The sequence below is a fragment of the Streptomyces sp. NPDC051018 genome (genome assembly GCF_044456085.1).
GTDB lineage: Bacteria > Actinomycetota > Actinomycetes > Streptomycetales > Streptomycetaceae > Streptomyces.
In genome coordinates, this window is the sequence record NZ_JBITFN010000004.1 from 1 (window position 1) to 14,150 (window position 14,150).

The 14,150-nt window shown below is 68.4% G+C and carries 12 protein-coding genes; 2 read left to right on the plus strand and 10 right to left on the minus strand.

Annotation, left to right across the window (positions count from 1 at the left end; genetic code table 11):
• The 5 genes from ACIBCM_RS08880 to ACIBCM_RS08900 form a co-directional block, all read right to left on the minus strand.
• Window positions 1-683 (minus strand): IS3 family transposase (locus ACIBCM_RS08880; RefSeq protein WP_399241290.1); only part of this gene is annotated, 683 nt, incomplete at its 3' end.
• Entirely contained in the window at window positions 680-991 is a 312-nt protein-coding gene (locus ACIBCM_RS08885) for a transposase (protein ID WP_399241291.1), read from the minus strand. The genes ACIBCM_RS08885 and ACIBCM_RS08880, both read right to left, overlap by 4 nt.
• A 437-nt stretch (window positions 992-1,428) precedes the next feature.
• The gene (locus ACIBCM_RS08890) at window positions 1,429-2,388 is read right to left on the minus strand and encodes an alpha/beta hydrolase (protein ID WP_399241292.1); all 960 of its coding nucleotides are present in this window, start codon (window positions 2,386-2,388) and stop codon (window positions 1,429-1,431) included.
• Entirely contained in the window at window positions 2,385-3,875 is a 1,491-nt protein-coding gene (locus ACIBCM_RS08895; RefSeq protein WP_399241293.1) for an APC family permease, read from the minus strand. The genes ACIBCM_RS08890 and ACIBCM_RS08895 overlap by 4 nt, the downstream gene beginning before the upstream one ends.
• A gap of 113 nt (window positions 3,876-3,988) precedes the next feature.
• The gene (locus tag ACIBCM_RS08900) at window positions 3,989-5,434 is read right to left on the minus strand and encodes an aminobutyraldehyde dehydrogenase (RefSeq protein ID WP_399241294.1); all 1,446 of its coding nucleotides are present in this window, start codon (window positions 5,432-5,434) and stop codon (window positions 3,989-3,991) included.
• A gap of 61 nt (window positions 5,435-5,495) precedes the next feature.
• On the opposite strand from ACIBCM_RS08900, the gene ACIBCM_RS08905 reads away from it, so the two are divergent.
• A complete protein-coding gene (locus ACIBCM_RS08905) occupies window positions 5,496-6,137 on the plus strand; it encodes a helix-turn-helix domain-containing protein (protein ID WP_399241295.1) in 642 nt (213 codons plus the stop codon).
• A gap of 10 nt (window positions 6,138-6,147) precedes the next feature.
• Here the strand turns inward: ACIBCM_RS08905 and ACIBCM_RS08910 are convergent, their stop codons facing one another.
• From ACIBCM_RS08910 to ACIBCM_RS08920, 3 genes are read right to left on the minus strand one after another with little or no spacing between them, the layout of a single operon-like run.
• A complete protein-coding gene (locus tag ACIBCM_RS08910) occupies window positions 6,148-7,920 on the minus strand; it encodes a dihydroxy-acid dehydratase (protein ID WP_399241296.1) in 1,773 nt (590 codons plus the stop codon).
• Window positions 7,917-9,647 (minus strand): phytoene desaturase family protein, encoded by a 1,731-nt coding sequence (locus ACIBCM_RS08915; protein ID WP_399241297.1) that lies wholly within the window; start codon window positions 9,645-9,647, stop codon window positions 7,917-7,919. The genes ACIBCM_RS08910 and ACIBCM_RS08915 overlap by 4 nt, the downstream gene beginning before the upstream one ends.
• Window positions 9,644-10,966, minus strand: a complete 1,323-nt coding sequence (locus tag ACIBCM_RS08920; protein ID WP_399241298.1) for an aspartate aminotransferase family protein — start codon at window positions 10,964-10,966, stop codon at window positions 9,644-9,646. Before ACIBCM_RS08920 ends, ACIBCM_RS08915 begins: the two co-directional genes overlap by 4 nt.
• Window positions 10,967-11,171: 205 nt before the next feature.
• Here ACIBCM_RS08920 and ACIBCM_RS08925 point away from each other — a divergent pair, with 205 nt between their 5' ends.
• Window positions 11,172-12,005 (plus strand): fumarylacetoacetate hydrolase family protein, encoded by an 834-nt coding sequence (locus ACIBCM_RS08925; RefSeq protein WP_399241299.1) that lies wholly within the window; start codon window positions 11,172-11,174, stop codon window positions 12,003-12,005.
• A gap of 405 nt (window positions 12,006-12,410) precedes the next feature.
• Here ACIBCM_RS08925 and ACIBCM_RS08930 read toward each other — a convergent pair whose 3' ends face one another.
• Window positions 12,411-12,950, minus strand: coding sequence for a MarR family winged helix-turn-helix transcriptional regulator (locus tag ACIBCM_RS08930; protein WP_399241300.1), 540 nt, complete (start codon window positions 12,948-12,950; stop codon window positions 12,411-12,413).
• 166 nt (window positions 12,951-13,116) lie between these two features.
• Window positions 13,117-14,037, minus strand: coding sequence for a LysR family transcriptional regulator (locus tag ACIBCM_RS08935; protein WP_399241301.1), 921 nt, complete (start codon window positions 14,035-14,037; stop codon window positions 13,117-13,119).
• Window positions 14,038-14,150 lie beyond the last annotated feature (113 nt).

Sequence of the window (14,150 nt, forward strand, 5' to 3'; positions counted from 1 at the left end):
GCTTCGGACGCAGCGCCCGGTCCGCTGCCTGCTGACGACGCACCATCCAACACCTCCATGCCTACGAGGTGTTGCGACGACCAGTTGAATCCGCCTTGCGAGCCCCTGTCGCTGTGGTGAATGAGGCCGGGGTCCTTCTTGATTCTCCGGCGCCATAGCGCCATCTCCAGGGCGTCCAGGGGCAGTTCGGTCCGCATGTGGTCGGCGGCCTGCCAGCCGACGGTCATCCGTGAGTACACGTCCAGTACGAACGCCACATATGCCCAGCCCGACCATGTGCGGACATACGTCATGTCGGCCACCCACAGCTGATCGGGCCGCGCCGCGGTGAAGTTGCGGTCCACCAGGTCCGGCGGACGGGGCGCCGAAGGCTCCGGGATCGTGGTGCGGCGCCGCCGGCCACGGATCACGCCCTCCAGACCGAGCTCGGCCATGAGCCGCTCGACGGTGCAGCGGGCCGCCTCGACACCCTTGCGCCGCAGAGCGCGCGTGATCCGACGGGCGCCGTAGGTCCCGCCCGATTCCACGTGGATCTCCTCGATCACCGGCATGAGCTGTTCGTCGCGGAGCCGGCGGGCCGACTTCGGCCGCTTCTTGCGGGCGAAATACGTCGACGGCGACAGGTCCAGCACCCGACAGACGGGATCGACCCCGAGACCGTTGTCACGCAGGTGGTCGATCACCTGCTCGGCCTCGTCCGGGGACGGTCGATCTCCTGGGCAAAAAACACCGAGGCGGCTTTCAGGATCTCGTTCGCCCGCTTCAGCTCGGCGTTCTCCTTGCGGAGTTGCTTCAGCTCGTCCCGCTCGGCGGTAGTGAGCTGGTCGTCGCGCTCGCCACGGTCGGCCTCGGCCTGGCGGACCCAGCCGCGCAGGGCCTCCTTGTGGATGCCCAGGTCCTTCGCGACGTGCGCGATCGGGCGGCCGGTGGTGCGGACCTCGCGGACCGCCCGCTCACGGAGTTCATCGGGGTACTTCCGGGGTGCTGGCATGGTGCTGGTGGATCTCCTTCGCCAGGACCGTAACCCTGGCATCAGGGACTCCACAAATCTCAGTACAGCTCAATGGGCATCTCCTGCCCCGTATGCCGCGCCGGACCTGACGCCGAGTTCGCGCTGCCCGCGGGGCGCCGGGGGTGACCGGTGCCGGGGTGCTCTCCGGTCCGTTCCCGGGTGGAGGGCCGCCATGCCTGACCGGCCCGGCTCGGCCCGCGTGCAGCGGGCGAGGTGCCGGCGTCCGGCCCTGCCACCGATGGAAAGGTTGCCCCCCCACAGATGCGCTCCTGGTGACGTGGAGGTCCTCACTCGCTGAAACCGTCCCGCCTATGGACAGGGTCCTACCTGCCGCCACCGCACCATCCAGCGCCGAATCCCTCGCGACATGGAGGTTGTCGTATGCGGTGACCGCCCCGGTAACCGTGAGCGCAGCTTCACCCAGGGGGCAGTAGTGCCGTGAGGGCCGCGCAACCAAGGCGGGCAGCCTCGCCTGCTTCGGGGATGGTGCTGGCGAATCCGAAGAAGCCGTGGATCATCCCCAGTGCTTCCGTGAACGTGGCTTTCACACCGGCCCGTTGCAGCAGGTCGGCGTAGCGTGCTCCCTCGTCGTGCAGCAGGTCGTGTGAGCCGGTGACGAGAGCGGTCGGTGGCATGCCCGACAGGTCTTGGGCATAAACCAGGCTCGCGTCGGGATCCTGCGCGAGTGCCGGGTCGGGCAGGTACTGCTCGACGAACCAGCGGGCGTGCTTGGCTTCGAACCAGTAGCCGCTGGCGCAGGGCAAGGTGTCGGGATATCCGCTGGACAGGTCAGTGGCCGGGTACAGGAGGAACTGGGCGGAAACCAGCCCGGGTCGGGTGTTGGCGATGCGGCGGACAGCGGCGGCGGCGATGTTGGCGCCCGAGCTGTCGCCGGCGACGATCAGGGGCGCCCCTGCACCGCCGAGGCCCGCCCGCTCCCTCGAAACGTGGAGAACGGCTTCGACCGCGCTGATGATCGGCCCGGGGAACGGTGACTCCGGTGCCAGCGGGAGGTGGACACTCACGACGGTGGCACCCAGTTCGTCACAGATCAGCCGCGCGACGCCGTCGTGAGTGTCGAGGTCGCCGAGAGTCCATCCCCCTCCGTGGAAGTAGACCACGGTCCGGCCCAGTGGCCGCAGCGGGTAGTGGACGCGGGCCGGCCGGGGACCGCTGGGCAGCGGCAGGGTGCTTTCGGTCGTCCTGGCCACGGGTGACCAGAACTCGGGCGGGCTGCCGGCCAGCATCATGTCCCGGTACAACTGCCGGGTCTCGGCGATCGGGAGGTCCCAGGGTTCGGGGGGCGGCTCGTCGCCAGCGTCCGGCTCGTGGAGCAGGGCTCTGAATCCCGGCGCGAGAGGCGTGCCGGATGTCATGGCGCGGGTTCCTTGCTCATGGGTGATGCAGCGCCCGGGGGATGGCTGCGGGTGCTCGCTCTGCCCGTCATGAGTTGATCGCGGCGCGCACGCCCGGCTTCCCAGTGGGGCGAGGTGCTCATGCGCCGCACGACGTGTCCGGCGCAGACGGCGAAGACTCCGGCGATCCCGAGGAGCGCAAGGTCGACAAAGGGCAGAACACGCAGTATGGGGTCTGTCTGAGAGTCCATGGTGACATACAGCGCATAGCCGAGCAGGCCGGTGGCCATGAGAGAGCATGCCAGTCCAAGCCAACTGCGCAGCCTTGCGAACCAGGGCACGCTCAGGAGGGCGATGGCGAAGTAGACCGTGGTCAGCATGAAGGCGGCAGCGGTGGCAACGTAGACGAACGCGCTGTACGCGTCGGTCGTGAAGAAACCGATACTCAGTGCAAGGACAGGGATCATGCACATGAGAACAATGCGCCGTGGTACTGATCCGTCAGTCTGCAGGGGATCGGTTCCCCGGGCTCTTCGGGCGGGAAGCAGGCCGTCGCGGACCATCGCGAACAAGGTGCGGATGGCGCCCGTGGACGCTGCTGTCACGGTGGACAGTCCGGCCAGGAGCACGATGATCGTCATGATGAACGCAACTACTGATCCGAACAGGCGTTCAGCGAGATCGAACAATGGGGACGGTGAGGCGGCGAGGCGGTCCAGGTCGCCGTGGAATCCGACGTTGATGAACCAGCACGCGAAGATGTACAGCGCGCCGCTGAGCAGCAGGGACGTCCACATGCTCGCGGGGACCGTGCGTCCGGGCTGCTCGGTCTCCTCACTGAGTGATGCCCCCGACTCGAAGCCGCCGTATGCACTCAGGGCGATCGTGATGCCCAGAAAGAGATTGCTCAGGGAGACGCCGCTGAGCGAGAAGACGTCCAGGCCCAGCCCATGCCCTCCCGTGTCACTCGAGACCAGCACGGCGATGCCGACGACCAGCAGGGCCAGGACGCCCAGCGTCTCCATGGTGACCTGGAATCCCGTGTTGAACTCGATCCTGCGCAGCACGATGATCATGCAGCAGACCCACAGTACGAAGGCGACCAGTGGCCAGGGGAGGGTGGGTGCGTCCACATATCCCATGGCCGCCTCGACGTAGTTCGCCTCGTTGGAAAGGACGCTGCCGGCGAAGCCCACGTAGGTGAGGAGATAAGCCCAGCCGACGAGGAGGGCGATACGGGTCCCGGACAGGATTCCGGCGTAGTAGTAGGGCGCTCCGGCCGAGGGGAAGTGCCTGGCGAGGGAGGCGAAGACGTAGGCGACGAGCATGCCGGCCAGCAGGCCGAACAGGAACGAGCTGGCTCCTGCGGTGCCTGTGACCGCCACCATGGTTCCTGGCAGGACCGCGGTGCCGGCGGAGGGGCCGGACACGGACAATGGCTGGGCGACGTTGCGGAAAAAGCCGATCTTGTGCCCGGCCGCTGCTCCCGGCTGTGGGGAAGATGTCACGGTACCTCCTGGGTATGGAATGAGCGGTTGGTGAGGCGTCCCCGTGGTGGTCCCGCCCGCCCCGGGCGGCCACACGGACGCCTGGGGCGGGGCGGATGGGCCGGTGCGGCCGGTCAGCTGCGGCGGTGGTTGATCATCACGTGCTTGACGAGGGTGTAGTCCTGCACGCTGAACATCGAGAGGTCCTTGCCGTAGCCCGATGCCTTGATACCGCCGTGCGGCATCTCGGGGGTGACGAGATCGTGCTCGTTGACCCAGACGGCTCCGCATTCCAGCTGGCCGGTGACGTCGACCGCCCGGCCGGCGTCCTTGGTCCACACCGAGGCGGCCAGTCCGTAGTCGGTTCCGTTGGCCATCCGGACGGCCTCGTCCTCGTTCTCGAACGTCTGAATGGTGACGACCGGGCCGAAGACCTCGCGTTGGATGATCTCGTCGTCCTGCGCGGCTCCGGTGACGACGGTCGGCTGGAAGTAGAACCCCTCGTCGCCCGGCGTGGTGCCGCCGATCGCCACCTTGCCGCTGCCTGACTCCAGCCGGTCGATGAAGCCGCTCACCCGCTCGAGCTGGGCCGATGAGACCAGCGGTCCCATGTCCAGGTCATCGTGTTCAGCCGGGTTGCCGACGCGGGTCGTACGGGCGGCTTCCACGAGGCGCTCGGTGAGTTCGTCGGCGATGGAGGCCGCTGCGAGTACGCGGGTGACGGCGGTGCAGTCCTGCCCGCTGTTGTAGAAGGAGGCCCGCCGGAGCACAGAGACCGTGTGGTCGAGGTCCGCGTCGTCGAAGACCAGGGCGGGAGCCTTGCCGCCGAGTTCGAGGTGGACACGCTTGAGTGTCTCCGCGGCCTCTCGGGCGACGGTGCGGCCGGTGGCGGAATCGCCGGTCAGGGAGACCATGCGCACGGTGGGGTGCCGCACCAGGAGTGATCCGGTCCTGCCGTCTCCGGTGAGGACGTTGAACGTCCCGGGCGGCAGCAGGTCGGCAGCGAGTTCGGCGACACGCAGGGTGGACAGCGGCGTCTGCTCGGCCGGCTTGAAGACGGTGGTGTTGCCCGTCGCCAGGGCCGGGCCGAGCTTGTAGGCGAGCATCACCATGGGGTAGTTCCACGGCGCGATCTGCGCGACCACACCCAGCGGGTCCCGCCGCACGATGGAGGTCTGACCCCGCACGTACTCGCCGGCGGCACTCGCCTCCATGGTGCGTGCTGCGCCGGCGCAGAAGCGCAGCAGGTCGATGGCGAACGCAATCTCCTGGCGCGCGTTGCCGCGGGGCTTGCCCACGTTCTGGGACTCCAGCTCGACCAGGGTGTCCAGGTCGGCTTCCATGGCGGCGGCGAGGGCGAGCAGATGGCGCGCCCGCTCGCTCGGCGTGCTTCGCCGGTACTCGGCGTAGGCGCGTTCGGCGGCGTCGACGGCGGCGTCGACGTCGTCCGCGTCGGCGATGGGGAAGGCCGCCAGCGTGGTCTTGTCGGCGGGGTTGACCACGAGGTGGGTTGCGCTGCCGGCGGAGGGCCGCCACGTTCCACCAATGAACAGTTCGTTGTGTACCTGGGGCTGGGCCATGGCATCTCTCTCGCAGGTCAGGGGCACCCCCCGATGACGGATCGACGGATCGTTCAGTAAAATGAACGATGTGGTACCGTCCCGGGGATGCCGGGGTACTCTTCCTTCCGCTCTGACAGGGAAGGAAAAGGGAGGATGGGAACGGGTGGGTTCAATAGAACAAACGGTGGCTGCCAACCTGCGCCGCCTGCGGAAGCGAAGCGGGATGTCGCTGTCCGACATGGCGCGGCATACGGGGCTTGCCAAATCGACGTTCACAAACCTGGAGTCCGGGACGGGGAACCCGACTCTTCAGACCTTGTGGAGCATCGCCGAAGCCCTGGGGTGCACTCTGGCGGATGTCATCCACGAGCAGATCCCGCAGGTCCTTCGGGCGGACGAGGGGGCACGTGTCGACAGTGAGTCCTCGCGCGGCCGGATCATTGCGCAGATCCCCGTCGGTACGGGTGTCGACGTCTACGAGGTGACATTTCTCCCCGGTCAGACGCACAACTCCAGCGGGGGGCGCCCGGGGATGACCGAGTACTTGTACGTGATCGACGGCCGGGTGAGCGCCGGAGTGCCCGGGCAGGAGGAGACGCTCGGACCGGGCGACACCTACCGGCTGCCGGAGGAGCCCTATCGGATCGGTTCGCTGGACGACGTCGAGACCAAGACCATTCTGCTGATCGCCAACCCGACAACGGGCCCTGGCGGCCGCTAGCCCACCCGGTTCACCAGCCACCGTGCCATCCCTCCAGGATGCCTTCGGGCTCGTTGTCCGCGGGGTCACCCGGTTGTGCGGTCAGGAAGTCGAGGTCGCAGCCGGTGTTGGACTGCTGGACGTGCCGTAGGTAGAGGGCGCCATAGCCGCGGCGGTAGCGCGGCGGGGGCAGCTTCAGCTCCCGCCGGCGTTCTTCGAGTTCCGTGGCCGGAACCTCCAGGTCGAGGATTCCGGAGGGCACGTCCAGAACAATCAGGTCGCCGTCCTCGACCAGGGCAAGCGGTCCGCCGACAGCCGCCTCGGGCGCCACATGAAGCACATTCGTGCCGAATGCCGTTCCGCTCATCCTGGCATCGGAGATCCTGACCATGTCCGTGACACCCTGGGCGAGGAGCTTGGCCGGGATCGGCAGCATGCCCCATTCGGGCATCCCGGGTCCGCCCTTGGGGCCGCAGTTGCGCAGCACCAGGACGCTGGAGGCAGCGACCTCCAGATCGGGATCGTCGATCCTTGCGGCGAGGTCTCGGATGTTGTCGAAGACAACCGCGCGACCCCTGTGGACCAGCAGGTCGGGGCTGGCAGCGCTGGTCTTGATGACGGCCCCGTCCGGTGCCAGCGATCCGTGGACCACCGCCAGGCCGCCCGTGCGGGCGAGTGGAGCGTCCATCGAAGCGATCACCGTCCGGTCGGTGACCCGGGCTCCGGCGATCTCCTGCCCGATAGTGCGGCCGGTTACGGTCGGGGCATCCAGATGCAGCAGTGGCGACAGTTCCTTGAGCACCGCCGGGACACCGCCCGCCGCATCCAGCTCCTGGACCTGGAACTCGCCGCTCGGGCGCAGGTTCGCCAGCAGGGGCGTGCGCGCCGAGATCCGGGCGAAGTCGTCGAGATCCAGACCGACACCGAGGCGGCCCGCCAGGGCGAGCAGATGCACGATGGCGTTGGTCGACCCCCCCAGCGCCATCAGCAGGGTGACGGCGTTCTCCAGTGCATCGCGGCTCAGGATCTCGGACGGCAGCGGGCTTCCGTCGCGCGCCAGCCGGACCGCCCGGCGTCCTGCCTCAGCCGCGGCAGCCAGACGCCGGCCGTCCATGGCCGGAATGGTGCTGGAGCCGGCCAGAGCCAGACCGAGCGCCTCACTGGCCGCGCTGATCGTCGACGCACTGCCCATTTCGTTGCAGTGTCCCGGGGTCGACATGATGGAAGCCTCCAGATCGGCCACTTCCGCGCCGTCGGCGACGCCTGACCGTACCCGCTCAGCCAGCTTCCAGGCGTCCGTGCCGCCGCCCAGCTGCCGTCCGGCGTGAATGCGGGGAGTCGTCGGGCCTGCGGTCACCACGATGGTGGGTATGTCCACACTGGCCGCACCCATCAGCTGGGCCGGCAGGGTCTTGTCGCATCCGCCCAGGAGGACGACCGCGTCCATGGGATACATCCGGATGGACTCCTCGACGTCCATCGCCATCAGGTTGCGAAACAGCATCGCTGTGGGCTTGGCAAGGTTTTCACCCAGCGAGATCGTGGGGAACTCCATCGCGACACCGCCGGCCTCGGCCACCCCCCGCTTGACGTGCTCGGCGATCTGGCGGAAGTGCACGTTGCACGGTGCGAAGTCCGACCAGGACTGCGCGATGCCGATGAAGGGGCGCCCGTCGAAGTGCTCCCGTGACAGGCCGATGGGGGTCAGCGTACTGCGGTGGGCGAGCCCGCTCAGATCATCGGTCCCGAACCAGCGCTGACTGCGCAGACGGCGCTCTCCGCCCGCCCTTGGAGTGTCGTTCATCCCTTGCCTCCAGGACGGCGGGTACCCAGGCTCGTGAAAGGGCGCAGCCAGCGCTGCCGCGCGGCGCCGTTGATGATCCGGCGCAAGCCGGGCGCCGCATACGCGGCGTGAAGCGCATCCTCGAGCCCGCGGCGTCGCAGAGTCCGCAGTGTGTGCTCATGCCCCCAGGGCCGAGGAGTCGGCATTCCGTGCGCGGTGAGCACCGCCATGGCCGCGTTGTAGCCGCTTGCGCCCATGACCCCGCCACCCGGGTGAGTCCCCGAGCCGCACAGATAGAAGCCGTCGATCGGGGTGTGGTACCCGCCCAGCCCGGAGCCCGGCCGGTTTTCCAGGAGCTGGTTCACGGACATCGCACCGTGGTAGATGTTCCCGCCGGTCAAGCCGTACTCCCGCTCCAGGTCGAGGGGGGTGATGGCATGGGTTCCCAGGACCGCACCGCGCAGGTTCGGCGCATGCTCGTACAGCCGCCGCAGGACCAGGTCGATCAGATCCTGTCGGGCGTCGTCCCAGGTACGGCCGGCCAGCTCGAAGGGCAACTGCTGTACGCCTGTGACGATCATGTGCCGGTCCTCGGGGACCAGGTCGGGCTCCCGCACCGAGTCGATGGTCAGTTCGACCACCGGATCGACGGGCAGCTGCCCCTGCCTGGCCCGGTCGAAGGCGTCCTCGTAGGCGCCGAGGTCCGGGCTGAGGAAGGCGTGCCCGTTGTGCTGGGGCCCCTTTCCCTCCGGCATGCCGACATACTGCGGCAGCCGGTCCACTGCCACGAGCACCCGGCACTGGGAGCCGCGCACGTCGTAGTCCTCGATGCCGCGCACCATCTCCTCGGGCAGGTGCTCGCGGCCCACCAGCTGCAGCAGGGAACGCTTCGGGTCGGCATTGGACAGCACGATGTCCGCAGCGATCTCCTCACCGTCGGTGAGGACGACACCCCGGGCCTTCCCATTGCGGACGTCCACGTGGTCAACGGTGCAGGAGCTGCGCAGTGTCGCTCCGTGCGCTGTGGCCGAGGCGGCGATCGAGGCACTCAGAGCCCCCACTCCGCCCTTGGCGAACCCCCACTTGCCGAACTGTCCCTCGAACTCTCCCACGCTGTGGTGCGCGAGGACGTACGCGGTGCCCGGGGTGCTGGGGGCACCGTGGACGGAGACCATCCCACTGAACGCCAGGAAGCCCTTGAGCATGTCGGAATCGAAGTAGTGATCGAGCAGATCCGCCACGCTGCCCGTCACGAACCTCTGGAACAGGTCCATCGACTCGCGCTGTTCGAACTCCCGGATGAAACCGCTGAGGGGGAGTGGGGGCTGCATGAGCATCGGCCGCATGATGGCGCTGAGCCGTTGCATGTGCACGCCGAACTCGACGAAGGCATCCGCATCCCGCGGGCCGAAGCGCTTCTTGATCTCGCGCAGTGTCCGGTCGGGTTCCTTCCACATGAAGAACCGATTTCCGGCCGTGTCAGTGCTGAATGCAAGCGCGTCCGGCGAACTGTAGAGACGCAGGCCGTGCTCGCGCAGCCGCAGATCGGAGATGATCTCCGGGCGGACCAGTCCGAGGACGAAGGCACAAGTGGAGGCCCGGAAGCCCGGCATCACCTCCTCCGTGACGCAGGCTCCGCCGAGCGTGTCACGTGCCTCCAGGAGTGTCACGTCAAGCCCGGCACGGGCGAGATAGGCGGCGGAGATCAGGCCGTTGTGGCCACCGCCGATAATCACCACGCGTCTCATACCAGATTCTCCTCAAGCTGCCCCAGGGCAGCGTCGGCGCACTCCAGAGCTGTTGTGATGTCGTCATCCGTGTGCGCGGCGGACAGCATCCAGGTATTGCGTGGCGGGAGGTAGACGCCCCGGCGCAGTAGTTCTTCCGCAAAGGCTGCCGCGCGGTCCCTGTCGGTGGCCGACACCAGGGCCGCGTAGTCGCTCAGCTCCGTGCCCCGGGGTACGAAGAGTGTCTGCACCAGGGCACCGGCCTGGTGGGTGACCACGGGCAGTCCGTGCTGCCGTCCGAGTTCGGTCAGCCCCTGGGCAAGACGCCCGGCCAACTCATCCAGGCGTGTGTCGAAGCCCGGTTCGCGGTAGCACTCCAGTGCCGCGCAGGCGGCCGCTGCCGCGACCGGGTGTCCATTGAAGGTACCCATGTGCGGGGCCGGTCCGGTGGCCATCGCCAGGATGTCGTGATCCCCGGCCACGGCGCTTATCGGTATGCCGGCCCCCAGCGCCTTGCCGAGCACGGTCAGGTCCGGGAACACCCCGTACCTGCCCTGCGCACCGCTGAGTCCGAGCCTGAATCCGGTGACGACCTCGTCGAAGATCAGCACGATCCCATGGCGCCGTGTGAGGTCCCGGACCTGTTCCAGGTAGCCGGGAGCCGGCTCCAGTACACCGGCAAGGGGCACAGGCTCCATGATCAGCGCTGCGATCTGCGAACCGTGGTCGGCCAGCACGCGTTCCAGCCCTGCCGTGTCATTCCAGCGCGCCACCAGCAGATCCGGCGCAGCGCCGAGCCCCGCGGACAAGGCCACCGGCGGCAGCGTCCGGTCGGCTTCCGGCGCCGCCGGCGCAGAGCCCGGTCCCGAGTAGGCGATGTCCGACAGCCAGCCGTGGTAGTGACCCTCGAACCTCAGTACCAGCCGCCGTCCCGTCGCGGCCCGCGCGAAGCGGAGCGCGGCATGGACCGCCTCGCTGCCTGTCGTCGACAGGCACACCGCCTGGGCTGACGGGATGACGTCCGTCAGCGCCTCTGCGAGCTTCGCCTCCAGCCGGTGCTGGGCGCCGTAGAGCATCCCGGCCTGCATCTGGGCCGTCACTGCCTCGATCACCGGCTGCGGCCGGTGCCCCAGGAGAAGCGGCCCGTTGGCCAGTGCGAAGTCCAGGTAGGAGTTCCCGTCGATGTCGCGCATGCGGGCGCCATCGGACTCGGCCATGACCAGCGGGGTGGGACGCACTCCCAGCCGGGCCGCGGATGTCGCCCCGGTCGGAATGACGGTCCCGGCCCTGTCCATCCACGCCCGCGACTTCGTGAAGGCGGTAACAGATGTTCGATTCATCGGTCCCTCCAGTGGGAGCGCAAGGGCACCTGTCCATCAAAACGAACGACGGCGGTATGTCCTCCGTGCGGCGTGGGTCCGAGTGAATAGGGCGTTCACCGCTGTGTCAAGGTATCTGTCGGCTTCAGATCGTCGCCGGTCACTTGCAGGGGAGGGATCGAAGCGTTCAATCTATAAGACCGAACTAGGAGGAGTTACTGTGCGAGTGATCGGTTTTCTGAACGAAGGTGAGAGGTGGATCGGGGAGCTGAGTGACGGGGCCGTCCGCCCTGTCGCGAGTGTGGACAGCTACTTCGCTGCCACGGGGGTCACCCATGCCTCTCCGGGGCCCCGCGGAGGCCGCCCCGACAGCATCCTCGCGCTCGCCGGCCTCCAGCTTGCGCCACCGGTCCCTCTCACGGCCAAGGTGTTCTGTGTCGGCCTTAACTACCGTGAACACGCGGAGGAGACCGGCCTCGCGTCCGGACCTGATGCCCCTACTGTGTTCGGCCGCTGGGCAGACACCCTCACCACCCACGGGACAACTGTTCCCGTGCCGCCCGGGGACGACGGACTCGACTGGGAGGGAGAACTGGCTGCTGTCGTCGGCCGCCCACTGCTCAACGCCGACGAGGGTGAGGCAACAGCAGCCATCTGGGGCTGGACCTGTATGAACGACCTCAGCGCACGTCGCCTCCAGACGGCGACCAGCCAATGGACGCTGGGCAAGAACGGGGACCTCACCGCGCCTCTCGGACCTGTCGTCGTCGTTCCCGACGACGGCTTCGACTACAGGGGCCGCCGTCTGACCACCCGGCTCAACGGCGACATCGTCCAGGACGCCAACACCTCCCAGATGATCTTCACCCCCGGTGCCGTGCTGTCCTACATCTCCCGCGCGCTCACCATCCGCCCCGGAGACGTCGTCGCCCTCGGCACTCCGAGCGGTATCGGCATCACCCGGACTCCGCCGCTGCTCGCCCGTCCCGGCGACGTTCTCGAAGTCGGGATCACCGGCATCGGAACCCTGCGGAACCGGATCGGGCCCCACAGCGGCTGACGCATGCAGTCGGGACAAGGAGCGGGCCGCGGTCGCAGCGCGCTGAAGACGGAGTCTCCGGCGTTCCCGGCGCGTACCGGTGGCCCGCCGGCCGGCTTCCACCGGATGTCCGGTCCTGGCTGCCGGGTATGCCGGGGGTTCGGTCTCCCCGGCGGTCCGCCGGCGATTCCGCTCTCCGGCCGACGGACTCGCGGTTCCCGGTTCTCCGCGACCGGGAGCAGTCGTCATATGCCCCGGCCTGCATCGGACCGATGCGCGGGCAGAGGTCTGCTCGCCGGGGCCGGGCACTGTCGAGCGGCCGGAGCCGGCCCGTCGGCTCCGTGGCGGGGCCACCGAGAAGTAGACGGGGGATGCCGCCGCCCGAGGAGGTCGTTGCCTCCTCGGGCCGCGGGTGTGCGTTCGCCGTTACGTCCGTTGCCTGGCGTCGAAGGCCCCGGAGTGGGCGGCGAGTTTCGCCAGCAGGGTGATCAGCGTCTGTTGTTCGTCCCTGCTGAGCGAACCCGCCCATTCCTGTTCGCGTGCGTTGTGCTCAGCGAATGCCGTGGTGATCGCCCGCAGACCGCTCTCGGTGAGGCTGAGGAGGACCGCGCGTCCGTCGTGCGGGGCACGTGCCTTGGTGACCAGGCCGTCCCGCTCCAGGGTGTTCACCAGCGCGGACACGGCCGCACGGCTCATGCCGGACAGCTGCGCGACCTTCTTCGCCTCGACGGGTCCCGACAGCCAGATCGCGAACACCACTCGGAAGCCGGGCCAGGACCACCCGCGGGGCCGGTGGACGGTCGATTCCAGGTCGTAGACGAGCATGCTCGAGGCCCTGTGGAGGGTGAGCACCAACCGCATGGCCAGCGGATCGACACCGGGCAGCTCACGGCTCGCGCGGTCGACCGCATGATCAATGAACGACCAGAAATGCAGGTCCTCGTTGTCCGCGTGCTCAATGCTCACACCGGGAGTGTAGGCCGGACCGTCGTACGCCTCCGTCCCGCCCGGCCGGTCGTGCGGACCAGTCGGCTCGGCCGCGGGCGCCCGGAAGCGCGCTGATCGCCCCGCCGATGCCGGCCCTCGCATGCCGGACCGGCCCCACGTTCGGCGCCGGGCGGGTGTCCGGCGTTCACCGCGGGCCGCACGGCACCGGTCCGGCCGGAAGAGTCCGGCGGCAGAAGTCGGCCAACGCCGCGGCCCGTCTGGTGAGCTTCGCGCGGGCGGGCCAGGCGAGCAGCACGGGCATGTCCGGTACCTGCTCCCGGATCGGGCACTCGGCCAACGGTTTGCCCTCGTGGCTGACACCGGAGGCAGGCCGCTGGATCAGCAGCGAATAGCCGAGGCCCCGTGCCACCAGCGACCGCACGGTCTCGAAACTGCTCGTCGTGTGCCGGATCACCGGGCGTACCCCGAGCGACTCGAGCAACTGTGTGAAGTAGTGCCGGCTCGGCGGGTAGTCGAGCATGATCATCGGCTCGTCCGCGAGATCGTGCAGACTCACCGAAGCCTGCCGTGCCAGCGCATGCGTGCCGGGCAGAACGACGTGCGGCCGGGTGTGGTAGAGCGTCTCCTGGTGAACGCCCGGCTGCAGGTCGAGGTCGTACAGCAGGGCCACCTCGCACCTGCCGTCGAGCAGCTTCTCCTGCAGTTCCACCTGCGAGCCCTCCACAAAGCTCAGCCGCACCGTCGGATGCTCCGCGGCGAACCCTTCCAGAAGGCTGGGCATCAGGAACGGAGCCAAGGTCGTGTAGCAGCCGACGGTCAGGTCTCCCGAGAGCTGCCCACCCAGATGGCGAGCGCTGGAGACCAGTTCCTCCGCGTGGGCGAGCAGCGGGCGCGCGTCAGCGAGCACGGACAGGCCGGCGTGAGTGATCGTCAGCCCTTTGGCCTGGCGGCGTAGGAACAGCTGGACTCCGAGTGTGCGCTCCAGCTCGCCGATGGCCAGGGCGACCGCCGACTGGGAGATGTGCTCGCGCGCCGCCGCGCCCGAAATGGTTCCCACCTCGGCCGCTGCGACGAAGTACCGGAGCTGGCGCAGGGAGAGTGCCATCGTTCATACCTCAGGATTCCTGTGGATGTTTCCAGCAATTTCGCAGATTCCAGAGTATTCCCCGCTCAGGCAGCGTGCTCCACAGTCATGGCATCCCGATGTGCCGCCCATCC